The following is a 22022-nucleotide window of genomic DNA, read 5'->3' on the forward strand; positions in this document are numbered from 1 at the left end:
CAGATGCATTGGCTCAGCCGTTGGAATGCCCGCTCCTTGGCCTCCCAGTTCTTCATAACCGGGGGCGTCGTCTCGATCATGGCGATGCTCCTGATCGGCATTCTGCTGACGCGGCTGATCGAGGACGCGGTGATCCATAATTCCGGCGCAGCGACCGCGCTCTATGTCGATAGCGTCGTCGCCCCGCTGCTTCCCGATATGCAGACAGAAACCCTTCTCGATGAAGGAAGCGCCCAGGCGCTCAACGAGACGCTGTCGCAGGGCGCGCTCGGCAAGCGCCTCGTCTCGTTCAAGCTCTGGAGAAGCGACGGCACCATCCTCTATTCCAACGAACAGGAGCTGATCGGCCGGAAATTCCCGGTCAGCGACAAGCTCCGCCAGGCCTTTTCAGGCGCGCTCGTCGCGCGATACGAGGTGGCCAGCGATCCGGAGAGCGAGAAGGAGAGGCAGCTCGGCAAGCCGCTGATGGAGATCTACAATCCGGTGCTGCAGCCATGGTCCGGCCAGCCGGTCGCCGTCGTCGAGTTCTACGAAACGGCTGAGGGACTTGCTGACAGCATTGCCCGCGCAAGACTTTGGAGTTGGGCCTCGGTCGCTGGACTGACGGCGATCTTCTTTCTGGCGCTTTCGGCTCTGGTTTTCCGCGGCAGCCGGCTGATCGAGGCGCAACGCAGTGATCTCCGCGACAAGGTGACGGAACTCTCGGCCCTGCTTGCCGAAAAACTTGCCCTGCAGCGGCGCCTGCAACGATCGTCTCTACGAGCCGCCGCTCTCAACGAAACCTATCTTCGCAGCGTCGGCGCCGACCTTCATGATGGTCCTGCCCAGCATATCGCCTATGCCTCGCTGCGGCTCGACAGCGAGATGCTGGTCGATGCCAAGACAAGCCCTGACATGCGGGAAAAGGAGCTGTCCTGGATCCGCTCGAGCCTTGCCGAGGCGATGCGGGAAATCCGTACGATCTGCCGGGGCCTCGTCCTGCCGGAGATCGAGGGCGCCTCGTTCGCAGAGATCATCGAGCGGGTGGTGTCCGCCCATGAGACACGGACGGCGAGCACGGTTTCGCGCAGCGTCGAGGATGATCGCTCGGACCTCTCGGCCGCGGTGAAGATCTGCGTCTACCGCTTCGTCCAGGAAGCGCTCAACAATGCCTATCGCCATGGCGGCGGCATCGAGCAATCGGTGACGGCGCGTGTGCGCGACGGCGAGGTCAGGATCGAGGTTCGCGATCAGGGCGATGGCTTCGATCCGAACGAGGTGCGGCCGACAAGTCTTGGGCTTGCGGGACTTCGCGAACGGGTCGACAGTCTCGGCGGAGACTTCGATATCAAGACCAGCGGCGCCGGCACGGTGGTGTCAATGACGCTTCAGCTGATGGAACTGGAGGATGCAAAATGACGGCGATCACCATCGGCATCGTGGACGATCACCCGCTGTTCCGGGAAGGCGTCAGCCGCAGCCTCTCGGAGGTCGATGATTTCGTGGTGATCGGCGAAGGCGCCAGCAGCGACGACGCGATCCGGCTTGCGGCCTCCGACCGGCCCAGTGTGCTGCTGCTCGACGTCTCGATGCCCGGCGGCGGCCTGGAGGCGATCAGTTCGGTTCTGTCGCGAAGCCCGGAAACGCGGGTGCTGATGCTGACGGCTTCCGAAGAGGTCGATACATTGTCTGCGGCCCTGCAACGCGGCGCAGCCGGTTATGTGCTGAAGGGGATCGGGTCGCGCGGCCTTGCCGAAGCGATCCGGGCGGTGGTACGCGGTTCGAAATTCGTCTCTCCGGCGATGTCCGCCAAGGTGATGGAGCGCTCGCTGGGCGCTCAGTCCTCGCCGAAGACATCACTCACGCCGCGCGAGCTCGAGGTGATGGAACTCGTCGCCGAAGGCCTCTCCAACAAGCATATCGGCCTGCGTCTCGACCTGCAGGAAAAGACCGTCAAGCATCACATGACGCAGATCTTGCTGAAGCTCGGCGTCACCAACCGCACCGAGGCCGCCATCAAATGGCGGGATCTGGCCTAGCGGAGATAACGCGACAGGCGCGTAACATCGGCCTGCGTCGCCAGCCTGTTGCTGATCGTCCGGCCCTTCGCATCCTTCATCACGTAGCGGTTCGAGACGATCGTCTCGGTCATGCCGTTGCGGTGGCGGATCCGGATCGTGCCATCCGCGCCGCGCGTCGCCTGGACGCCAGCGCCCGTAGAGGCAGCCCCGGTATCGGCAGGCTCGGCCGAGCTTGCCGGACCGCCATTGCCCTTGCCATTCCCGTTATTGCCATTGCCATTTCCGGTGCCGCCGCCGGAATTTCCATTTCCGCCGCCGTTCCCCCCGCCATTGCCGTTATTGCCGCCGCCATTGCCATTGTTGCCGCTCTTGGCGAAGGCATCGAGGCTCAGACGACGTGCGCCACCGAGCGGCAGAAAGGCTGCGGCCAGCCCGGCTCCGGCGATGATCTTCAGAAAGCGTCGTCTCGACTGGCTCATGGTTTCCGTCTCTGCTTCTTGCAGCCTCTGTACGCAAGACAGGACGTATGAGATCGCTACCGGCTGCGAAAAGCAAGGTCCCGGGACCATGGTGCCGGGTCGGACACGGACCATGGTCCGACACGCCGGGCGCAATTGCGCACCTTTCCTCAGCGCCCGCGGCGCTTGGAAGCAGCAGCGGCCACCGCTTTGATATTGCGAATACTCCGCGCTTGTCATAGGCCTCATCAGACGATCGCAGGGAGCCCGCCGGATGACAAAACAGAAGCCGAAAATCGCAATCAATGGCTTTGGCCGCATCGGTCGCTCCGTTCTCCGTATCCTGCTGAAAGAGCGCCGCGATATCGAGGTCGTGCTCGTCAACGACATTGCCCCGCTGGAAAGCTGCGCCTACCTTTTCCAGTATGACAGCGTCTTCGGCCCCTGGGCGGAAGACGTATCAGCCGAAGACCGTGCATTGCGCATCGGCTCGCGCTCTATCCCCTTCCACAACGAGCGCGACATTCGCGCCCTCGATCTCTCCGGCGTCGATATTTTCCTCGAATGCACCGGCCAGCCCTATACTCGCGATTATGTCTCCCGGGCGCTGGAAGCGGGGGCGAAGCGCGTGCTGATTTCCGGTCCGGCTGAATCGGCCGACGTGACGGTCGTGCTTGGCGCCAACGAACAGATGATCGCCGGCCACAAGATCATATCCAACGCCTCCTGCACCACCAATGCGCTGGCGCCGCTCCTGAAAACGGTCGATGACCTCTTCGGTATTATCGGCGGGCAGATGACGACGGTTCACTGCTACACGGGCAGCCAGCCGACCGTTGACCAGCCGCGCGACGATTTTGCCCGCAGCCGCGCCGCCGCCCTTTCCATGGTTCCGACCAGCACCAGCGCCCACAAGCTGGTCGGCAAGGTCCTGCCGTCGCTTGCCGGAAAGATCGAAGCCCGTGCCATTCGCGTTCCGACCGCCAGCGTTTCGGCGATCGACCTGACGGTATCGCTGGAGAAAGCGCCGTCCCTCTCAGAAGCACGCGATAAGCTGAAAAGCGCGATCGCCGCATCGCCCGTCATCGGCTGGATCGAGAAGCCGCTCGTATCCGTCGACCTGCGCGCCCGGCCGGAATCGCTGGTGGTGTCAGGCCCGGAACTCTCGGTATCGGCCGGTGGACTGCTGCGCGTGTTCGGCTGGTACGACAACGAATGGGGCTTTGCAAACCGGATGATCGACGTCGCATCGCTGATGGCCACTTCCTGAGGGGACGATAGCATTGCCGCATCGAAACGCATTCATCGCGCTATCAGCATTCGCGACAGTCGCCTCCCTGTTGTGGGCGCCGTCGCTCCTGGCACAGAACGCGCCGGCCGGTGCGACCTGGTCCAGGGATCCGGCCAGCCATTGCGAATTCGTTTCTCCCATCTCGCTGACCGTAGGCCCGACCTATTGGACCGGTGCATGCGCCGGCAACAAAGCCTCCGGCCTCGGCATGCTGCGCCGCCGTGACGGAAACCAGGCCGGTCCGGCTTTCTACGGCGAAATGCAGAACGGCGTGCCTGTGATCGGCGTGATCGACAATGAAGGCTACCGCGTCGGCCGCTTCAGCAACGGCGATATCGGTGGCAGCGCCGAGCTTGAGCCGCAGGATCGCCTTGACGCCTTCCGTGCCGCAGCAAAGGCAGCGCGAGCAGTCGGCGCCGTCTATGCCAAAGAGGGCAACGCCGCGTCGTCCCGCCACTATGAAGAGATTGCCCAGCAACTCGACATGCAAATCGAATGATGGCCGGGCGGCGGCTGACATATGCCGGCATGGCGCTGGTCCAGTTCTGCCTTGCCGCGCCATGCCTCGCAGCCGACGCCACCCTGCCTGACGACGTCAGCGCCTTCATCAGCCGCCGCGATGATTGCGACCATTTCCGCGGCGAAGCCTCGCCTGACGAAGAACGGCAGGCAGAAATCGATCAGCAGCTGCGCACGCTGTGCAGCGGAAGCGACGCAGAGCTGGCCCGGCTGAAGCACCGCTATGCCCGGAACAATACCGTCCAGAAGGCGCTCGGCGATTACGATCCGAACATCGAGGGCGGCTCTCCGGATTGACATTCGATCGCCGTTTCCGGATGAGGGCCATGACCTGCTGTGGCGTTTTCTTGCGGCATCGCCTATCTGGTAGGTTCACAGAGCACGACTGCGCGGAACTGGACATTCGATGAGCAAATCCACGGCGACCCTGAAGATAACCGCGCTCGTAGTCGCAGCTCTGGCCGCCGCGGGCTCCGCGTCTGCCCAAGAGGCGGCGGCACCCTCGCCCTTTGCCGATTTCGCTGAAAAGTGCATGAACGAAGGGCCGCGTTATGACCGCACGGCGGCACTTGCGAAGGAAAGCGGGTGGGGAACCCTGTCGCAGGACATGACCCTCGGCATCCTGCCGCTCGATGAGCCGACCGCCTTCGACGGCTGGATCACCCAGACGGGTGGCGACAAGCCGTTCGAAGCGATCGTCATCGCCAAGGCGACCGTCGGCGAGAAGCCGGTCGAAAGCTGCACCATGGCCTTTGCCGGGGTTGACGCCGCGCAATTCGAACGCGATCTCATCGCGGCGAAAAGCGCCACCGCCTCGGGCCAGCAGAATGGCGAAGTGCGGGTGCGCAAGTTCTTCTCGATCGAACGCGAGGGTTTCAAGGAAGCCGTGACGCTCGACCTGCCGACCTATCCGAATGGCGCCGACGAAGTGGTTGCCAGCGTCGTCGCCGAGCAGCAGATCGAGAACTGACCGCTGCTGCCAGATCCGGCGCTTTGACGGCGCCGGAATAAAATCTTTGTGATGGAAGCTATCGGCCTCCTGCTTCGTACATGCAGGTATGAGGACCATCACACGACTTTCCACTTCCGGAAATCAACTCTCGCGCTACGCCCTGCCCGAAACACGGGCCGCCCGCAAATGGGCTCCGCCGGTTTTCTCGCCTGAGAACCCGGCTGCACCGGCCCGGCCGGCATTTGCGCCGCGCGCACCCAGCTAAACCCTGATTTGACCACCGCGGATACCACCGCCAAGGAGACATGTATGGATCGCAACGATCAGCAGGCCATCGACAGCCTTTTCACCAAGCTCGCCAATGTCGAACGGCAATCGGCGCCGCGCGACACGCAATCCGAACAGTTCATCAACGAGCGCATTACACAGCAGCCGGGCGCGCCCTATTACATGGCGCAGACCATCGTCGTCCAGGAACAGGCGCTCGAAGCCGCGCAGCGCCGGATCGAGGAACTGGAGATGCAGAGCGCCCATGCGCAGCCGCAGCGCGGCGGCTTCTTCTCGTCGATGTTCGGCAGCAGCAACGCCCCGCAGCGGGCGGTCGCGCGCCCGCAGCGATACGATGCCGCTCCCGCCTCTCCGTGGGGCGGTGCCCAGAACCAGGGCTACGGCCATGCCGCGCAAATGGCGCCCCGCGCCGGTGGCGGCTTCCTCGCCGGCGCCGCGCAGACGGCAATGGGTGTCGCCGGCGGCATGCTGCTGACCAATGCCGTCATGGGCATGATGGGCGGCAACGAGGCGCAGGCCGCCGAACCTCAGGAGGAAGCCCCCGAGGAAGAGATGGACATGTTCGGCGACGAGGAATGATATCGCCTGAGAAGTGCTGCCAGAGCGCTTCAGTCGTGCAGAGACATATCGCGTAAATCAGGATCAGCCTCGCCGCGCTGCGGCGGGGCTGATCCGCATTCGGGCGCAAGACTGGCGAGCGCTATCGATCCTGTCGGCGCATCGCCAGCGCTGTTATCAGGCAGGTTTCTCGCTGCAGCGACGGCGAGTACCAGAAGTGCCAGGCGAAAAGCGAAGGCACGCAAGATTTTTTCCGAAGCGTCCATATCCAATCCGGCTCCAAGATCATATCAAGCATGATCGGCAGCCGGCGATTTCGCACAATGCGGAAGATACAAGGCAAGGCTTCGGAAAATCCGAAGGCCTGACGCGGGAGGGACTATGCGCTTCGATCTGACCGACCTTCGTCTCTTCCTGCATGTCGTCGAAGCGCAAAGCATCACGCAGGGTGCCGAGAGATCGGGCATGGCGCTGCCGTCTGCGAGCGCCCGCATCCGCGGCATGGAGGAGACGAGCGGTATCCCGCTGCTGGAGCGCGAGGCACGCGGCGTCCGGCCGACGCCGGCGGGAGAGGCGCTCACCCACCACGCCCGCATCGTGCTCGGGCAGATGGAGCAGATGCGCGGCGATCTGCAGCTCTATGCGGGAGGATTGCGCGGCCAGGTCCGGCTGTTTTCCGGCCGCGCCGCCATGGCGCATCTTCCGGCCGTGCTGCGCCGCTTTCTGGCCGATCACCCGACGATCGATATCGACCTGCAGGAAAAGCAGAGCCCGGATGTCGTCTCGGCTGTCGCGGGCGGTCTTGCCGATCTCGGCATTGCCGCAGATACGAGCGAGACAGGATCGCTCGAAACCCGCCCCTTCGAGATCGACCGCCTCGTCGTCGTGGCCGCGCTGGACCATCCGCTGGTCGCGGCGGGATCGGTGGCGTTCCGCGATATCCTCGGCGAACCCTTCGTCGGCCTCCCGGCGGACAGTGCGTTGCAGGGGCACCTGTCTGCGCATGCCGCCCGCGAGGGCCAGCAGTTCAAGCTTCGCGTGCGGCTCGACAGTTTCGAGGACATCTGCGCGATGGCCAGCAGCGGCGTCGGCCTCGCCATCGTTCCAGACGTTTATGCACGGCGCTATCAGGCCGAAATGGCACTCGGTGTGATCCCACTCACCGATGCCTGGGCGCTTCGCCATCTGCTGATCTGCGCCCGCAGCTTCGCCGCCCTGCCCGTCCATGCCCGCAAGCTGGTGGAGTACCTGACCAGCCCCTGAGGCTCAGCCGAAGGAGGCCGAGCGCTCGGCGGACATCGCCTCCCGCCGCGCGATTTCGCAGGCGAGCGCCCTCATGTCATAAGGCTTCGGCAGGAAAGCCGCTGCCGGACCCAAAGCGGAGATATCAACCTCCCGGCCCGAGGTGACCCAGAGCGGCAGCGACGGCCTTGTGGCCGCGAGCAGCCGGCTGAGATCCAGCCCGCTCAACCCACCGGGCATATCGACATCCGTCACGACGGCATCGATTTCGGCGCTCTTGCCGAGAACCGCGAGTGCCTCCAGCACATTGCAGCACTCGATCACCATATGCCCGCAAGCGATCAGTTCATCGGCCAATGCAAAGCGGATCAGGGCTTCGTCTTCCACGATCATCACGACTGCCATCCGGTTTCCCTCCGTTGTCGCATGATGGAGGAACGCACGGAAATGCGGATCGGAGCGCGGCCGATGATTAAGATTTTAGTTTATGTTTAACAAAATCCGAACGACCGGCAGGCGGTCACACCGCGCCCGTCCAGGCATAGATCTCGGCCGACTCCTCGACGCCCCGGAGCTTGAAATGTCCCGCCGCCCGGAAGGCGCCGCCGGTCTGGGCCGCAAATTGCGCCGAGGCCAGCAGGTTGGTTTCCAGCGCATCGGCGAGCTTTTCCATCCGCGACGCCTCGTTGACGGCCCGGCCGATGACGGTGAAATCGAGGCGCCGGTCGGTGCCGACATTGCCGTAGAAGATTTCGCCAAGATGCAGCACGATATCGACAAGGAGCTCAGGTTCGCCGCGTTCCCGCCTGCCCTGATTGAGCGCATCGTTCGTGGCGAGCGCCCTCTGCGCGGACGACAGCGCCAGACGGCAGGCCTGCGCTGTATCGGCAGCCTGCACCGGGAAGATCGCCAGCAGGCTGTCGCCCATGAATTTCAGGATCTCGCCACCTTCCTCGACAACCGGCTTGCCGATCGCGTCGAAATGCTCGTTCAGCCAGTCGACGATATCGTGCGGCTCATGCTTTTCATTAAGCGACGTGAAGTCCTTGAGGTCGGCAAACAGGATCGCGGCATAGATCGACGCGCCGTCGCCGCGCTGGATCTGCCCGGTCAGGATCAGCTCGCTCGTCCGCTCGCCGGTATAGACGGCGAGCACATCCTTCGCCACGCGGGTCATGGCGATGCGGCAGCAGGCGAGCGCCAGCGCGGGCATGACGCCCTCGAAACCGGCAAGCTGGCTCTCCGTAAAGCCGCCCGGCTGATCTGTGGCGATCGAGAAACTGGCGCCTGCCAGAGCGGTATCACCAGGAAAGGGCGTAATCTTGATGACGAAATCGGTGGCACCGAGATCGCTGAGATCTGTCAGAACCGGAAATGGCGGCGTCTCGGCATTGGCCGGAAGGCTCCAGCGCATGAATTCCAGCTGGTTCTGCAGCAGATAGGAAATTGGCGAGCGCCGGAACAGCGCCTCACCCTCTTCGCCATGCTCCTGCGCCTCCTTGGAGATGCCCGTGTCCCGGTACCAGGCAACCGAGAGACCGCGATGCTTCGGATCGATGGATGGCATGGCGATCGAGGCGCGCAGCAGCGGAAATCCCTGTTCAGTCAGGCGCAGCGAAAGGCCTTCGAGCAAGGCATCGATATCATCGGCGGCAAGTCCCTGCGCGATAATCCAGGCAATCAGGTCGGCCAAACCGTTCATCGAATCCCTCCGTCGTCACGCGATGATATCGCATAATTGCCATCCGCCCGAAACCAGACGCCGCCGCCCTGCCTTGCATAAGCAGGGTGGCTGCATTAGCTCAACGGGAAAGGGAGAACGGCCGATGATCTTGCTGATAGTCGCGATAGCGATTTTTGTGGTGTTCTTCTTCCTCTTCCCCCGGCCCGCGCTCGTGGCACTCGCCGTCATCATCGCCACCGTGGCCTGCATCGGAGCCTATCTCTACTACCAGCAGTCCGGCCGCAACACCTCTGCGAGCCTGGTGACCGCCACCAGCACCGGAACCCAAGGCTGCACCGATCCCGCCAAGCCGGTCTTCGTCGAAATCGCCAACGGCTCCGACCGCCAGGTGGACGCCGTCCGCTTCCGCCTCATCGCCAAACGCCCTGGCTACAGCGTCGAGGCCTATGCCGACTACCTGACGAGCTACAAGATCATCGAGCCCAAGGCCGTCTACGGCACCTGCTTCGCACTGAACCACTATCGCGGCCTCGACACACTCAACCTGTCGCCTGCCGACCTCGACTGGTCGGTAGAGATCTCATCGGTCGATTTTGCCGGGGATAACAGGTGATGGAGCTTATCGGCAGAACGTAACCGGTAGTCCTCCACCCTGCCTCGGCGCCCTCGCTGATTTCACAAACATGCAAATACACGCGCAGCCGCGTTGACTCCATTTTGCCTTTGTGATTTTGTTCGGTCATAGAACGAATTAATTGAGGACCTCGTGAGCGATACTCAGCGCATCTCCAGAAAGTTCTCCCAGCGCGCCGTCATGGAAGCGATCATCCAGAGCGGGCCGATCTCGCGCGCTTCGATTGCCAAGCAGACCAATCTTTCCAAGCAGACGATCTCGGAGATCGTCCGTCAGCTTGAGCTCGATGGCTGGATCCAGGAGACCGGACGCACGACGGGGCATATCGGCCGCAGCGCTGTGACCTATGAACTCATTCCCGATGCGGCCTTCATTGCCGCTGTCGACCTTGGCGGCACCAAGGTGCGGGTGGCGATCGCCGATCTCGCCTTTCATGTCTTCGCCGAAGAGGTGGCACCGACCGATCGCCGCGGCGGCCAGTTTGTCGTCGATCAGATCGCCGATCTTTGCTGGCAGGCTGCTGCGCGTCAGAATATCCCAAGAGAGAAGATCCGCATGGCGGTGATCGGGGCGCCCGGGGCGCCGGAGAAATCGACCGGCCGCATTCTTCTCGCTCCGAATATCCCCGGCTTCGACGCCATGGACGTGGCGTCTGCGCTCGAAAAGGCACTCGGCTTCAATGTGACGCTTGAGAACGACGTCAATCTCTGCGTCATCGGCGAGAACTGGCTCGGCCAGGGCCAGGGCATCGACAATCTCGCCTACATCGCCGTCGGCACAGGCATCGGCGGCGGTTTGATGGTCAACGGCCAGCTGGTGCGAGGCGTCGGCAATGCTGCCGGTGAGCTCGGCTTCCTGCCTTTCGGTGCCAATCCCTTCGAGCCGGAATCGCTGCGGACCGGCGCCTATGAGCGCGTCGCGGCCTCCTTCGGCATTATCGAGCGCTACCAGACGCTTTCCGGCCAAGCCGCGACGGTGCCTGAGATTTTCGAGAAGGCAGCGGGCGGCGACGGCGATGCCACCACCGTGCTTGACGACACCGCCAGGCTACTGGCGCAGGGTATCGCCGCCATTGCCGCGATCGCCAACCCGCAGAAGGTCATTCTCGGTGGCTCGATCGGGCTCCGCGATGAGCTGATCGAGCGCGTGCGGACATTCCTGCCGCAGTGCTTCCCCTACCCTGTCGAGGTCGAAAAGAGCGCGCTCGGCGCGCAGGCGGCGATCGTTGGCGCCATCGCGATCGGTCTCGGCCATCTGCACAATGCCCTGTTCGGCGCCGATGCCCCCGATAGCCGGATGTCTCTGCCGCCGGCGGAAACCATGCATTTCAGGGAGGCCGCCCGATGAGCGCAGACGAACTGACGAAGCGCCTGCGGGAAGCGCTCGACCGCGACGATGCCATCAGGCTGCTGCGCGCCGCGATCGGCCGCGACAGCATCACCGGCAACGAGGCCAATGTCGTCTCGCTGCTGAGGGATGAAATGGTCTCCCGCGGCATCGAGAACGTAAAGACCACTGATTTCCTTCCCGGCCGCCCGAATGTCTGGGGCGAACGCAAGGGTGCCGGTGGCGGCAAGCGGCTACAGTTCATCGGCCACACCGACACCGTCCACGTCGACGGCTGGCGGGAGCATTGGGCCGGGACCGAGCGTGAAGATCCCTTCGCCGCTCCGATCATCGACGGCCAGATCTGGGGCCGTGGCTCCGGCGATCTCAAGGCCGGGATCTGCACGTCGCTGGCGGCGCTGTCGCTGCTCGACAAGGCCGGCATCAGGCTGAAGGGCGATCTCGCCTTTGCCTTTGTCGGCGACGAGGAGAGCGGCCAGCCGGGCACAGGCATTTCCGCTGGCATCAAGGACTATGCCGCCCGCATCGAGGCCGGTGAAATCGAGCGGCCGGATTTCGTCGTCTACACCGAGCCGACGCAGCTTGCGGTCTATTCGGCGCAGATCGGCTTCTTCATCGCCGATATCACCATCACCGGCAAATCCGCCTATTTCGGCGTGCCGGAACTTGGCAAGGACGCGCTGAAGGCAAGCCATGCCGTCATGTCGGCACTCTGGAAACACTCGGACGAGATCGCCGCCCGCGGCGAGCATCCGCTGATCGGACGCGGTTTTCTGCTGATCACCGGCCTGACGGGCGGCGGCTTCATTGCGGTGCCAGAGGAATGCAAGCTTTCGCTGATCCGCAAGCTGCTTCCGGGCGAATCCCTCGACGATGCGGCGGCCGAGATGGAAGCGGTCATTCGCGGCGCCATCGCCGACCCCGAGATCAAGGTCGAGATTGCGTATCCCGCCGGACGCGACCATCGGGTCGGCGGGTCGGCAGCCGAGATCGATCCAAGCCTGCCTGCCGTGTCGATGCTCTGCGCGTCGGTCGCCCAATCCATTGCCGGACGTGGCGCGATCGAGGGCGCGCCGTTCTGGTCGGAATCGCCGTTCTTCGTCAACCGGCTGGGCATCCCGGCCGTCTATTGCGCGCCGGGCGATATCCGCAACTGCCACACATTCGAAGAGCATGTCGACATCGAGGAATACCTCGCCGGGATAGTCGCGTTCGCCAGCTTCATGGCGCGCTACTGCGGCGTGGCGGAATAAAGAGTGCCAAACCAACAACGACGAAAAAGGGAACATGACCATGCTGATGAGGAAGATTCTAAATGCCGCGCTTGTGACGAGCGCCCTGATCGCCGCGCCGATGCTGGCGCAGGCCGAGACCGTCGGCCCATCGGGAGAAGCCGCGACCAAGAGCGAGGAAATCAAGCTCTCCGACGCCGATCTCGCCAAGCTCAAGGGCAAGGGCTACAAGGCCGCCCTGCTCTGGCACACATCGTCGGATTTCACCAATGCCGTTTCGGCCGGCGCCAAGGATGAGTTCGCCAAGGCCGGAGTCGATATCGCCGTGACGACGGATGCCGGTTTCGACGCTGCCAAGCAGCGCAGCGACATCGAGACCGCGCTCGCCGCCAAGCCCAACGTCATCCTGGCGCTGCCGCTCGACCCGGCAACGTCGGCCGAAGCCTTCAAGCAGGCCGTCAAGGACGGCACCAAGCTGGTCTTCCTCTCCAACCTGCCCGCCGGCTACAAGCACGATACCGACTATGCGGCGATCGTCACCGACGACCTCTACCAGATGGGCAAGCAGGCAGCCGATGCGCTCGCTGCGGCAATCGGCAAGAAGGGCAAGGTCGGTTACATCTTCCACGACGCCACCTACTACGTCACCAACCAGCGCGACCAGGCGTTCAAGTCGACGATCGAGAAGGACTACCCGGATATTAAGATCGTTGCCGAGCAGGGCATCTCCGATCCGGCCCGCGCCGAGGAGCTGGCCAATGCGATGCTCCTCCAGCATCCCGATCTCGACGGCATCTACGTGACCTGGGCGGAACCGGCCGATGGCGTGCTCGCGGCCCTTCGTGGCGCCGGCAACAAGACGACCAAAGTGGTTACGCTTGACCTCTCGGAACCTGTCGGCCTCGACATGGTCAAGGGCGGCAACGTTACCGCTATTGTCGCCGACAAGGCCTATGAACTCGGCCGCGCCATGGCGGCTGCCGGACTGAAGTCGCTGATCGGCGAAAAGACCCCGCCCTTCATCGTCGCCCCGGCGCTGACGGTCACCAAGGCCAATGTCGCCGAGGGATGGAAGGAATCGCTCAACCGCGATGCGCCGAAGTCGGTTCTCGACGCCGCAAAGTGATTGCGCTCACCGGCGGCCTCTGCGGCCGCCGGCTCTCCGGAAACCGGGAGGCGGGTTCACCGCTCCCCTTGAGCATTCATGCCGTTCCAGCGGACGGCATGTCTATCGCCAGTAAACAGGCAGACCGGCCATGCCCCTGAAAATGCGCATCAATCTTCAACAGTATGTCGTCTATTTCGGCTTCGTCGCGATCTTCATCTTCTTCGCGGTGATGCTGCAGGATAGCGGCTTTCTGACGACCAGAAACCTTTCCAACATCGTGCTGCAGACCGCCCCGGTGACGATCATGGCGATCGGCCTGGTCTTCGTGCTTTCGGCAGGCGAGATCGACCTTTCGATCGGTTCGATCGTCGCGGTCTCCGCCCTCAGCGCCGCTGTCGTGATCGAGAGCTATGGCGTGGTGCCGGGCGTTCTCGCCGGCCTGGGCGCCGGGCTGACAATCGGCTTCGCCAACGGGGTGCTGGTCGCCTATGTCAGGCTGCCCTCCTTCCTCGTCACGCTTGCGACCATGGGCCTGTTTGCCGGTGTCGCCCGGTCGCTGACCAATCTGCGGTCTGTGCCTGTTACCGACGAGACCTTTACCGGCTTCTTTGGCTCGGGTTCGCTCCTCGGCATCCCGTCGCTGATCTGGTGGACCATTCTGGCGATCGCCGCCGGGCATATCGTCTATCGCGAGACCCGGTTCGGCGCGCATGTGCTGGCAGTCGGCGACAATGCGCGGGCCGCCAGCGTTTCCGGCATCAAGGTTCCGCACATCCGGCTGGCCGTGATGATGCTGAGCGGCGGTCTCGCCGGACTTGCAGGGCTGCTCTACTCCGGCCGCCTGCAGGCCGCCAAATATACGCTCGGCGAAACCGACCTGATGACCGTCATCGCCGCCGTCATCGTCGGCGGCACGCTGCTCAACGGCGGCAGAGGCTCGATCGTCGGCGCCCTCGTCGGTTCGCTGATGATGGGCATGCTCAACAACGGCCTGATCTTGATGGGTCTGTCCGTCTCCGACCAGATGATCGTTCGCGGCTTCATCATTCTTGCGGCAGTGGCCGTGTCCCTGCGCGAAAAGCTGCGCTGAAGAGAGGTTTTCCCATGTTTCTCGACGTTCTCCGCCGCCGTAACCCGAAGTTCATCGAAGCCGCCATCGCCCTCCATCGCGAAGGCCGGATCCCCGCCAATTCCTACGTGCTCGATCTCGATACGGTCGAGGCCAATGCCCGCGTCCTGAAGAACGAGGCCGACCGGCTGGGCCTGAAAATCTTCGCGATGACCAAGCAGGTCGGCCGCGCCAGCTCGTTTGCCCACGCCGTCATGCGCGGCGGCATCAACCGTTCCGTCGCCGTCGATATGGCCTGCGCCCGGGCGACCCACCGCGCCGGTCTCAAGGTCGGCCATCTCGGTCACCTGCAGCAGGTTGCGCGGCACGAGGCAAAGGCCGCCGCCAAGACCTTCCGCCCGGATTACTGGACGGTTTTCAACGATGAGAAGGCAGCCGAAGCCGCGGCTGGCGCCAAGGCCGCCGGTTATACGCAGAGCCTGCTCGCCCGTATCCGCGCCGAAGGCGACACCTTCTACCGCGGCCACGAGGGCGGCTTCGATGCGGCCGATGTCGCCGCAGTGGCAGAGCATTTCGACCGGCTCGACGGCGGCCGATTTGCCGGCATCACCACCTTCCCGGCGCTGCTTTTCGATCACCAGACGCGCAAGGTCATCCCGACCCACAATCTGGCGACGCTGACCAAGGCGGCCGAAGCGCTGGCCAAGGCCGGCCGCAAGGATATCGAGGTCAATGCCCCCGGCACCACTTCCTCCGTCCTGCTGCAGGCGCTTGCCGATGCGGGCGCCACGCAATGCGAGCCGGGCAACGGGCTGCACGGAACGACAGCGCTGCATGCCGTCGAGGACCTACCGGAACTGCCTGCCGTCTGCTACCTGACGGAGGTCTCGCACCTCTCCGGCGGCAAGGCCTATTGCCTCGGCGGCGGCTTCTATATCGACCCGATCTTCCCCGACTATGACGTCAAGGCGATCGTCGCCGACGAGCCGACAGTCGCAGCCTCCGCGCTGCGTAGCGTCGAGATCCCACCGCCCTCGATGATCGACTATTACGCGATGATCGATGCTGAAGGCGCCAAGGCGCCGAAGCCCGGCGACACCGCCGTATTCGGCTTCCGCGGCCAGGCCTTCGTCACCCGCGCCTATGTCGTCGGCGTCTCCGGCATCTCCAGGGGACAGCCGAAGGTCGAGAGCATCGAGAACGGCTTCGGCGAAGCCGAATCCTGGCCGGTCTGAGGTATTGCCGATGAACGCTTCCGCTCCCGTCCTGTCGCTGAAGGACATCAAGAAGAACTTCGACGCCGTGGTGGCGATCGAGAATTTCTCGCTCGACATTCATCCCGGCGAGATCGTCGCCCTCGTCGGCGACAACGGCGCCGGCAAGTCGACGCTGATCAAGATCATCTCCGGCGTCTATGCCCCCTCCTCCGGAACGATCACCATCGAGGGCGACACGGTGTCCATGTCGAGCGCAACGATGGCGCGCTCGCACGGCATCGAGGTCGTCTATCAGGATCTGGCGCTCGCCGACCAGCAGACCGTCTACATGAACATGTTCCTCGGGCGCGAACTGACCAACGGCCTCGGCCTGCTTGATCGCAAGACGATGATCGCCGAAACCGAGAAGCTGGTGAAGGAACTCGACGTCCGCATCCCGTCGGCACACGCGACGATCAAGGACCTCTCCGGCGGCCAGCGTCAGGGCGTGGCGATCGCCCGCGCCACCCGTTGGGCAAAGAAGCTGATCCTGCTCGACGAGCCGACCGCCGCACTTGGCGTTGCCGAAACGGCGAAGGTCGAGGCGATCGTGCAGTCGCTGAAATCGCGCAATATCGGTGTCCTGATCATCAGCCACAGCCTTGACCAGGTCTTCAAGCTCTCCGACCGCATCTGCGTTCTCAGACGTGGAAAGCAGATCGGCATCCGCAAGACGTCGGAAACCGACAAGAACGAGATCGTCTCGATGATCACCGGCGTGTAACGCACGCCGGCTGTTCTCAACGCCCGCCGCGCTTCGACCGTGAGTGCCGCGGCACGATGCGCCGCAAGAGCGATTTCGACTTCCGCTTTCGCGGGATGAGATCGATATCGCTGACGAGCTTTGCTCCGCCGTCGCGGCGTTCCAGGGTGATCTTGCGGCTGTGGAACGCTTCGAGCTCGGCCCGGTGGGCGACGCTGACGATGGTGACTTTCGGCAGTTCGCGGATGATCGTCTGCATCATCTGGTCTTGGCTCTTCTCATCGAGCGCCGAGGTTGCCTCGTCGAGCACGATGATATCGGGATCGTGGAGAAGCAGACGGGCGAAGGCGAGGCGCTGTTTCTCGCCGCCGGAGAGGGTCTGGTCCCAGGGCGCCTCCTCCTCGATCCTGGCGCTCAGATAATCCAGCCCGACGGATTTCAGCGCGCCCTTGATCTCCTCTTCGCTCCAGTCGTCGGCGGCACGGGGATAGGCCGTTGCCCGGCGCAGCGTGCCCGAGGGGATGTAGGGGCGCTGCGGCAGCATGAAGAGCCGGCTGCCGGCCCGAAAGTTGACGCTGCCCTGGCCCCAGGGCCAGAGACCGGCAATGGCGCGCACCAGCGTGCTCTTGCCCGTGCCGGATTCACCGGAGACGAGCACACGCTCGCCGGGTTCGATATCGACCTGCGTTTCCTTGACGACCGAGGTGCCGTCATCGAGCGACACCGAGAGATCGTTGAGGCTCAGCATCGCCTCGCCTTCCGTCTCGCCGTGCTGGATACGGCCGAGGGAGTCATTGTGTTCGGCGCGCTCGAGCCCATCGAGCGACATCATCAGCGAAGCGATACGGCGCGCGCTGGCGTTCCAGTCGGCAAGGCGTGGATAGTTGTCGACCAGCCAGCCGAAGGCCGCCTGGACGATGGTGAAGGCGGATGCGGCCTGCATGACCTCGCCAAGCGTCATGGCGCCTTCGAGGAATTTCGGCGCGCAGAGCAGGATCGGCACGACGGGCGCGATCAGGCTCGATCCCTGCGAGACCAGCGTCGTGCGCATATGCTGGCCGGCCAGCAGCGCCCATTGCCGGATAACCTTGCCAAATGTCCGGTCGACGTCGTTGCGCTCCTCCTCCTCGCCGCCGAGCAGCGCAATACTCTCGCCGTTTTCGCGCACATGCGTCAGCGTATAGCGGAACTCGGCCTCGGTCTGGTTCTTGACCTCGGAGACCGCGACGAAGTTGCGGCCGATGAAAGCGATCGAGGTCGAGGTAATCCCGGCATAGAGAACGGCGGCAACCACCAGAAAGCCCGGAATTGTGATCATCGAGCCGCCGACCGGCAAGGTCAGAGCGCCGCCGATCGTCCAGAGCACGACGATGAAGGTGGAGGCCGACAGGAAGGCGACGATGACACCGGCGATAAAATCGACCGGCGATTCCGTGGCGATCCGGAGGTCTTCGGAGATACGGGCCTCGGGGTTGGCGTGGTCGCCGCCGATCAGGTTCAGCTGATAATAGCGGCCATTGGCCAGCCAGCGCTGGATGACCGCCTTCGTCAGCCACGAGCGCCAGCGCCGCTGGATCATCATCCTGACCAGCACCTGTGCGGTGACGAGCGCCACGCTTCCGAGCACCAGCGGCAGGAACACCGCGCTCAGATAATAGACGGTGGCGGCATCATGCCGCTCGATGGCGTCGAAGATCTTCCGGTTCCAGAGATTGATGCCGTATTGGAAGCCGACATTGAGGACAATCATCGCCAGCAGCCCGAGCGTGCAGGGCCAGGCGAAGCTGTCGCCATGACGGCTCCAGTAGCCCCGCGCGCTGATCCAGAAGCGCCGCAGCAGATAGCGCTTGCGCGCATGCTCGGCTTCTTCCGGCGTCAGGCCCGGATCGGGTTCGGCAATATCCGGCGGCGGAGGGGCCTCAACAGTCGATCCCTCCCCTTGGTGCGACTTCGCGGCACCTTCCGGTTTGGTGCCATCGACCGATTTCGGTTTCAATTGAGCTTCGGCCATGAGCCGACAACGGCGCAAAAATCAAAAGGTTTCATGGACGCCTTGCGGCGCGTTGCGGCAAGACGTCCAATTCGCGTGGCGATCCCCTCAACCGAAGGTGAAGGCGTAGGCCTGCACGCCGGGATCGAGGAAATGGATCTCGAACGTGTGGTCGCCGACCGGGCCGGCCTCGCGCACCAGCTGGTAGAGCCTTTGGCCGGTTACCGTGCCGTTGCCGTCGGCATCGGTATCGACGCCGTGGCTATCCCCCGGAGGCTTGCCATCGACCGTGACCTTGAAGCGGATCGGCTTTCCGTCCGCATTCGGACCGAGAACGAGATGCAGGTCGCGGGCATGGAAGCGGTAGTAGATGCTGCCATCCTTGTCGTTGAGCCCGGCATTTTCGGCCCCGACCGTCCAGTTGCCCGTCAGGCCCCATTCGTTGAGCTTCGGCTCCGCCGCGCTATAGACATGCGGCGCATCGTTGACGGTACCCTTGGTGTCGACGAAGTTCTCGGAACGCTGCCAGCCGACATAGGTTTCGGGAGACTGCACGTCGTTCTGGTTCGATGCCGCCTCGGCGCCGGTCGCCTTCACATCGACGATGCCGCCCGCGACATTCAGCTTTCCAGCCTCGGCGAGCAGCTCTTGGATCACCCGCTCGGACTGATCGTATTCGCCCTCGCCGAAATGGTGATAGCGTATGCGGCCTTCGGCATCGATGAAATAATGCGCCGGCCAGTATTGATTGTCGAAGGCCCGCCAGATGGCATAGTCGTTGTCGATGGCAACGGGGTAGGTAATGCCGAGATCGCCGATCGCCTTCTTGACGTTGTCGACATTCTTCTCGAAGGCGAATTCCGGCGCATGCACGCCGATCACAACCAGCCCCTGATCCTTGTACTTTTCCGCCCAGGCTTTGACATAGGGAATGGCGCGGATGCAGTTGATGCAGGAATAGGTCCAGAAATCGACGAGCACCACCTTGCCCCTCAGCGCTTCGGCCGAAAGCGGCGGCGAGTTCAGCCATTGGATGGCACCGTCGAGCGGCGGCATCTTGCCTTCGACCGGCAATGCGTCCGCGGCCGCTTGCGGTTTTGCCAGCATCATCGTGTTGGCGCCGCTCATCATCATCTGGTTGCTGCCGCCACTCATCATCATCGCGCCGCCATCATTGCCGTTCATCACGACGGAAGACGGTTTCTGCGGCTGCAACTTGTCGATCAGTCCCTGCTCCAGCGATGCGGTGCTGGCGACCGACGCCTGTGTCAGGAAGCCGGTATCGAGGCCGAGGCCTATTGCGGCGGCGGCAACGAGAACCGCCACACCGACCCCGCGGCGCAGCCATTCGCCGACGCCGAGCGACCGCTTCATCGTCTGATAGACCTTGCCGCCGACAAGCAGCGCCAGCGCAAGAGAGGTCGCAGCGCCGAGCGCATAGGCAAGCAGCAGAAGCGTGGTGCCGACGCTGGCACCCTGAAGCGCCGCCCCGGTCAGGATGAGGCCGAGAACCGGTCCCGCACAGGGCGCCCAGAGCAGGCCTGTGGCAACGCCGAGAAGCAGCGAGGCGACGACGCTGGAGCCGCCGGCGCGGGCTCCCTTGTCGGCGGACTGCGACAGACGCGCGCCGAGCGAAACCAGCGGCCGCGTCAGATGATCCGACAAGGCGGGAAACAACAGGATGATGCCGAAGACGGCAAGCAGGGCCAGCGCGGCATAGCGGCCATACTCGTTCGCCTGCACCGCCCAGCCACCTCCGAGGGCGGCAAGTGTCGCGACCGCCGCGAAGGTCGCCGCCATGCCGATGAGCATCGGCAGGGTGCTGCGCATGAAGGGCTGCCCGGCGCGGGCGAAGACGAAGGGAAGCACGGGCAGAATGCAGGGGCTGACGATCGTCAGCACGCCGCCGAGATAGGCAAGGACGAAAAGGATCATGGAACTGTCTCTGGTCGATCAGGCCGAAGCCCTATGGAATGTCATGGCGACGCCATTCATGCAGTAGCGCAGCCCGGTCGGCTTCGGTCCGTCTTCGAAGACATGGCCGAGATGGCCGCCGCAGCGGCTGCAGTGAACCTCGGTGCGGATCATGCCCATCGAGCTGTCTCTCGTCGTGCCGACCGCGCCGTCGAGTGGCGCCCAGAAGCTCGGCCAGCCGGTTCCGCTCTCGAATTTCGTGTCCGACGAGAACGCATCCTGATCGCAGCCGGCGCAGGCGAACTTGCCTTTCCCATGCTCGTTGAGAAGCGGGCTGGTGAACGGGTATTCCGTCCCCTCCTTGCGGAGGACCTGATACTGGTCGGCAGTGAGCAGCTTCTGCCACTCCGCATCCGTATGGGTCAGCGGAAAATCTTGGGCGGCTTCGGCCGGCCGGGCCGAAAAGCCGAAGCGGAGCGCAAGGGCGCCAAGCCCGGCGCCAAAAAGGACATGACGTCTTCTGACCATGGTTTCAGTCTCCTCACCTGGTCTACCAAACGAGACATAAGACACGCTGGAGGGCGTTCTTATTCCATCACGCTATATTTTCCTGAATATAGCGCTGCCTGCATCTACGTGAGAAGCCTGCCGTTTGTTACACACGTCGCGGTGATCACACCAAAATGTGAACCAACGGCGCCTGCGCATGTTTTTCGAAGCGCGAGCAGGCGCCCGGCCGCGCCCTTTTGTCCCTTGCGAGACGGAAAACCGCGTCGTAGGGGAAATCACCAGACCCCGCGTTGGACCCGATCCGCCGATGATTGTTCGTGACAAGCCAAGTTTCCTCGTCCTGTTCTTCATCTTCCGGGGATCGGTGATCGAGCGCATCTATCCGCAGGTCCTGGCGGTGATGCTGCTGTCGGCGGTGATCGTCTGGGGGCACAACAACGATCCGGGCATCATTCCATCGGTGATCGGCGCCCCCTTCGCGCTGATCGGCATCTCGCTGTCGGTGTTTCTCGGCTTTCGCAACAGCGCCTGCTACGACCGCTGGTGGGAGGCCCGCAAGCTCTGGGGCCACCTCCTTGCCGTCAGCCGCGATTTCGCAAGGCAGAGCCTGCTGCTCGCCGGAAGCAAGGGCGGCAGCAAGCTGCGCCAGCATCTTCTCAATCTGAATATCGAATTCGCCGCAGAGCTCGTGCGCCACCTGCGTACCAGCGCGGAACCGGCCGGCTCGACAAGGCTGACCACCGACGAGGCCGCAGAACTTAGCAAGCAGCGAAACAAGCCGGATTATCTGCTGCGGCTGATGGGCGGCCTGCTCGCCGCCGAGCGCCATGCCGGGCGGATCAGCGATATCGAATTCACGCTGCTCGACCGCACCGTCAGCGAAATGAACGGCGTGCTGACCGCCTGCGAGCGGCTGCGCAACACGCCGGTGCCCTTCGGCTACATGCTGCTGCTCCACCGCACAGCCTATCTCTTCTGCTTCATGCTGCCCTTCGGCTTCGCCGACGTGCTCGGTTACGTCACACCCCTCGCCGCCGGCGTCGTCGCCTACACGTTCTTTGGCTTGGATGCGCTGAGCGAAGAGCTCGAAGAACCCTTCGGCACCCTGCCGAACGACCTGCCGATCGCCGCAATCGCCAAGGCCATCGAGCTTTCGCTGCGCGAAGCACTCGGCGAAAAGGACCTGCCCGAACTGCCGAAGCCGGTAAACTCGATCCTGCTTTGAACGATGCTAAGCCTTGTCCAAGTGGCGGATAAGGACCAGATA

At 63.6% G+C, this 22022-nt stretch carries 23 protein-coding genes; 16 read left to right on the forward strand and 7 right to left on the reverse strand.

Annotated elements, in window-relative coordinates; translation table 11 throughout:
• The first annotated feature begins 3 nt into the window (after positions 1-3).
• Both ACQZ5H_RS15450 and ACQZ5H_RS15455 read left to right on the forward strand, forming a co-directional pair.
• On the forward strand, positions 4-1398 hold the full coding sequence (locus ACQZ5H_RS15450) for a sensor histidine kinase (RefSeq protein WP_449098369.1): 1395 nt from the start codon (positions 4-6) through the stop codon (positions 1396-1398).
• Entirely contained in the window at positions 1395-2018 is a 624-nt protein-coding gene (locus ACQZ5H_RS15455; RefSeq protein WP_449098249.1) for a response regulator, read from the forward strand. The genes ACQZ5H_RS15450 and ACQZ5H_RS15455 overlap by 4 nt, the downstream gene beginning before the upstream one ends.
• Here ACQZ5H_RS15455 and ACQZ5H_RS15460 read toward each other — a convergent pair.
• Complete coding sequence (locus ACQZ5H_RS15460; RefSeq protein WP_449098250.1) at positions 2015-2479, reverse strand: hypothetical protein; 465 nt, start codon at positions 2477-2479, stop codon at positions 2015-2017. The genes ACQZ5H_RS15455 and ACQZ5H_RS15460 overlap by 4 nt on opposite strands.
• A gap of 253 nt (positions 2480-2732) precedes the next feature.
• Between ACQZ5H_RS15460 and ACQZ5H_RS15465 the strand changes: the two genes are divergently transcribed.
• From ACQZ5H_RS15465 to ACQZ5H_RS15485, 5 genes are all read left to right on the forward strand, one after another.
• A complete protein-coding gene (locus ACQZ5H_RS15465; RefSeq protein ID WP_449098251.1) occupies positions 2733-3728 on the forward strand; it encodes a type I glyceraldehyde-3-phosphate dehydrogenase in 996 nt (331 codons plus the stop codon).
• A 13-nt stretch (positions 3729-3741) separates the two neighbouring features.
• A complete protein-coding gene (locus ACQZ5H_RS15470) occupies positions 3742-4248 on the forward strand; it encodes a hypothetical protein (protein WP_449098252.1) in 507 nt (168 codons plus the stop codon).
• Positions 4245-4565, forward strand: a complete 321-nt coding sequence (locus tag ACQZ5H_RS15475) for a hypothetical protein (RefSeq protein ID WP_449098253.1) — start codon at positions 4245-4247, stop codon at positions 4563-4565. Before ACQZ5H_RS15470 ends, ACQZ5H_RS15475 begins: the two co-directional genes overlap by 4 nt.
• Before the next feature lie 109 nt (positions 4566-4674).
• Positions 4675-5238 (forward strand): hypothetical protein, encoded by a 564-nt coding sequence (locus ACQZ5H_RS15480; protein ID WP_449098254.1) that lies wholly within the window; start codon positions 4675-4677, stop codon positions 5236-5238.
• Between the two features lie 291 nt (positions 5239-5529).
• Positions 5530-6087, forward strand: a complete 558-nt coding sequence (locus ACQZ5H_RS15485; RefSeq protein ID WP_449098255.1) for a DUF2076 domain-containing protein — start codon at positions 5530-5532, stop codon at positions 6085-6087.
• 29 nt (positions 6088-6116) lie between these two features.
• Here the strand turns inward: ACQZ5H_RS15485 and ACQZ5H_RS15490 are convergent, their stop codons facing one another.
• Positions 6117-6338: a hypothetical protein gene (locus tag ACQZ5H_RS15490; RefSeq protein WP_449098256.1), complete on the reverse strand. Its 222-nt coding sequence runs from the start codon at positions 6336-6338 to the stop codon at positions 6117-6119.
• A 109-nt stretch (positions 6339-6447) separates the two neighbouring features.
• Between ACQZ5H_RS15490 and ACQZ5H_RS15495 the strand changes: the two genes are divergently transcribed.
• On the forward strand, positions 6448-7329 hold the full coding sequence (locus ACQZ5H_RS15495) for a LysR substrate-binding domain-containing protein (RefSeq protein ID WP_449098257.1): 882 nt from the start codon (positions 6448-6450) through the stop codon (positions 7327-7329).
• A 3-nt stretch (positions 7330-7332) separates the two neighbouring features.
• Here the strand turns inward: ACQZ5H_RS15495 and ACQZ5H_RS15500 are convergent, their stop codons facing one another.
• Entirely contained in the window at positions 7333-7713 is a 381-nt protein-coding gene (locus ACQZ5H_RS15500) for a response regulator (RefSeq protein ID WP_449098258.1), read from the reverse strand.
• 115 nt (positions 7714-7828) lie between these two features.
• Positions 7829-9010 carry an adenylate/guanylate cyclase domain-containing protein gene (locus tag ACQZ5H_RS15505; protein ID WP_449098259.1) on the reverse strand — a complete coding sequence of 394 codons (1182 nt, stop codon included), beginning with the start codon at positions 9008-9010 and terminating at the stop codon, positions 7829-7831.
• Positions 9011-9134: 124 nt separating this feature from the next.
• On the opposite strand from ACQZ5H_RS15505, the gene ACQZ5H_RS15510 reads away from it, so the two are divergent.
• The 7 genes from ACQZ5H_RS15510 (at position 9135) to ACQZ5H_RS15540 (ending at position 16362) form a co-directional block, all read left to right on the forward strand.
• Complete coding sequence (locus ACQZ5H_RS15510) at positions 9135-9605, forward strand: hypothetical protein (RefSeq protein ID WP_449098260.1); 471 nt, start codon at positions 9135-9137, stop codon at positions 9603-9605.
• Between the two features lie 153 nt (positions 9606-9758).
• Positions 9759-10973 (forward strand): ROK family transcriptional regulator, encoded by a 1215-nt coding sequence (locus ACQZ5H_RS15515; RefSeq protein WP_112711196.1) that lies wholly within the window; start codon positions 9759-9761, stop codon positions 10971-10973.
• On the forward strand, positions 10970-12226 hold the full coding sequence (locus ACQZ5H_RS15520; RefSeq protein ID WP_449098261.1) for a M20 family metallopeptidase: 1257 nt from the start codon (positions 10970-10972) through the stop codon (positions 12224-12226). The genes ACQZ5H_RS15515 and ACQZ5H_RS15520 overlap by 4 nt, the downstream gene beginning before the upstream one ends.
• Positions 12227-12272: 46 nt before the next feature.
• Positions 12273-13331 (forward strand): substrate-binding domain-containing protein, encoded by a 1059-nt coding sequence (locus tag ACQZ5H_RS15525; protein ID WP_449098262.1) that lies wholly within the window; start codon positions 12273-12275, stop codon positions 13329-13331.
• A gap of 130 nt (positions 13332-13461) precedes the next feature.
• Complete coding sequence (locus tag ACQZ5H_RS15530; RefSeq protein ID WP_199628270.1) at positions 13462-14403, forward strand: ABC transporter permease; 942 nt, start codon at positions 13462-13464, stop codon at positions 14401-14403.
• Between the two features lie 14 nt (positions 14404-14417).
• On the forward strand, positions 14418-15617 hold the full coding sequence (locus tag ACQZ5H_RS15535) for an alanine racemase (RefSeq protein ID WP_449098263.1): 1200 nt from the start codon (positions 14418-14420) through the stop codon (positions 15615-15617).
• A 10-nt stretch (positions 15618-15627) separates the two neighbouring features.
• Positions 15628-16362 carry an ATP-binding cassette domain-containing protein gene (locus tag ACQZ5H_RS15540; RefSeq protein ID WP_112711200.1) on the forward strand — a complete coding sequence of 245 codons (735 nt, stop codon included), beginning with the start codon at positions 15628-15630 and terminating at the stop codon, positions 16360-16362.
• 16 nt (positions 16363-16378) lie between these two features.
• On the opposite strand, the gene ACQZ5H_RS15545 is transcribed toward ACQZ5H_RS15540, so the two are convergent.
• The 3 genes from ACQZ5H_RS15545 to msrB all read right to left on the reverse strand — a co-directional run bounded on the left by ACQZ5H_RS15545 (position 16379) and on the right by msrB (position 20773).
• Positions 16379-18352, reverse strand: a complete 1974-nt coding sequence (locus ACQZ5H_RS15545) for an ABC transporter ATP-binding protein/permease (RefSeq protein WP_449098264.1) — start codon at positions 18350-18352, stop codon at positions 16379-16381.
• Between the two features lie 87 nt (positions 18353-18439).
• Positions 18440-20266, reverse strand: coding sequence for a cytochrome c biogenesis protein DipZ (locus tag ACQZ5H_RS15550; RefSeq protein ID WP_449098265.1), 1827 nt, complete (start codon positions 20264-20266; stop codon positions 18440-18442).
• Between the two features lie 18 nt (positions 20267-20284).
• Entirely contained in the window at positions 20285-20773 is a 489-nt protein-coding gene (gene msrB, locus ACQZ5H_RS15555; RefSeq protein WP_449098266.1) for a peptide-methionine (R)-S-oxide reductase MsrB, read from the reverse strand.
• 289 nt (positions 20774-21062) lie between these two features.
• Between msrB and ACQZ5H_RS15560 the strand changes: the two genes are divergently transcribed.
• Positions 21063-21980, forward strand: coding sequence for a bestrophin family protein (locus ACQZ5H_RS15560; RefSeq protein WP_449098267.1), 918 nt, complete (start codon positions 21063-21065; stop codon positions 21978-21980).
• Positions 21981-22022: the final 42 nt, after the last annotated feature.

Source organism: Rhizobium sp. 21-4511-3d, assembly GCF_053522545.1.

What these genes read in the sequence shown, in the direction of transcription:
- ACQZ5H_RS15465 (WP_449098251.1), top strand. Translation starts at nt 2,733, where the DNA reads ATGACAAAACAGAAGCCGAAAATCGCAATCAATGGCTTTGGCCGCATC.
- ACQZ5H_RS15520 (WP_449098261.1), top strand. Translation starts at nt 10,970, where the DNA reads ATGAGCGCAGACGAACTGACGAAGCGCCTGCGGGAAGCGCTCGACCGC.
- ACQZ5H_RS15525 (WP_449098262.1), top strand. Translation starts at nt 12,273, where the DNA reads ATGAGGAAGATTCTAAATGCCGCGCTTGTGACGAGCGCCCTGATCGCC.
- ACQZ5H_RS15475 (WP_449098253.1), top strand. Translation starts at nt 4,245, where the DNA reads ATGATGGCCGGGCGGCGGCTGACATATGCCGGCATGGCGCTGGTCCAG.
- ACQZ5H_RS15460 (WP_449098250.1), bottom strand. Translation starts at nt 2,479, where the DNA reads ATGAGCCAGTCGAGACGACGCTTTCTGAAGATCATCGCCGGAGCCGGG.
- ACQZ5H_RS15455 (WP_449098249.1), top strand. Translation starts at nt 1,395, where the DNA reads ATGACGGCGATCACCATCGGCATCGTGGACGATCACCCGCTGTTCCGG.
- ACQZ5H_RS15545 (WP_449098264.1), bottom strand. Translation starts at nt 18,352, where the DNA reads ATGGCCGAAGCTCAATTGAAACCGAAATCGGTCGATGGCACCAAACCG.
- ACQZ5H_RS15550 (WP_449098265.1), bottom strand. Translation starts at nt 20,266, where the DNA reads ATGATCCTTTTCGTCCTTGCCTATCTCGGCGGCGTGCTGACGATCGTC.
- msrB (WP_449098266.1), bottom strand. Translation starts at nt 20,773, where the DNA reads ATGGTCAGAAGACGTCATGTCCTTTTTGGCGCCGGGCTTGGCGCCCTT.
- ACQZ5H_RS15510 (WP_449098260.1), top strand. Translation starts at nt 9,135, where the DNA reads ATGATCTTGCTGATAGTCGCGATAGCGATTTTTGTGGTGTTCTTCTTC.
- ACQZ5H_RS15540 (WP_112711200.1), top strand. Translation starts at nt 15,628, where the DNA reads ATGAACGCTTCCGCTCCCGTCCTGTCGCTGAAGGACATCAAGAAGAAC.
- ACQZ5H_RS15560 (WP_449098267.1), top strand. Translation starts at nt 21,063, where the DNA reads ATGATTGTTCGTGACAAGCCAAGTTTCCTCGTCCTGTTCTTCATCTTC.
- ACQZ5H_RS15485 (WP_449098255.1), top strand. Translation starts at nt 5,530, where the DNA reads ATGGATCGCAACGATCAGCAGGCCATCGACAGCCTTTTCACCAAGCTC.
- ACQZ5H_RS15530 (WP_199628270.1), top strand. Translation starts at nt 13,462, where the DNA reads ATGCCCCTGAAAATGCGCATCAATCTTCAACAGTATGTCGTCTATTTC.
- ACQZ5H_RS15480 (WP_449098254.1), top strand. Translation starts at nt 4,675, where the DNA reads ATGAGCAAATCCACGGCGACCCTGAAGATAACCGCGCTCGTAGTCGCA.
- ACQZ5H_RS15535 (WP_449098263.1), top strand. Translation starts at nt 14,418, where the DNA reads ATGTTTCTCGACGTTCTCCGCCGCCGTAACCCGAAGTTCATCGAAGCC.
- ACQZ5H_RS15505 (WP_449098259.1), bottom strand. Translation starts at nt 9,010, where the DNA reads ATGAACGGTTTGGCCGACCTGATTGCCTGGATTATCGCGCAGGGACTT.
- ACQZ5H_RS15500 (WP_449098258.1), bottom strand. Translation starts at nt 7,713, where the DNA reads ATGGCAGTCGTGATGATCGTGGAAGACGAAGCCCTGATCCGCTTTGCA.
- ACQZ5H_RS15495 (WP_449098257.1), top strand. Translation starts at nt 6,448, where the DNA reads ATGCGCTTCGATCTGACCGACCTTCGTCTCTTCCTGCATGTCGTCGAA.
- ACQZ5H_RS15450 (WP_449098369.1), top strand. Translation starts at nt 4, where the DNA reads ATGCATTGGCTCAGCCGTTGGAATGCCCGCTCCTTGGCCTCCCAGTTC.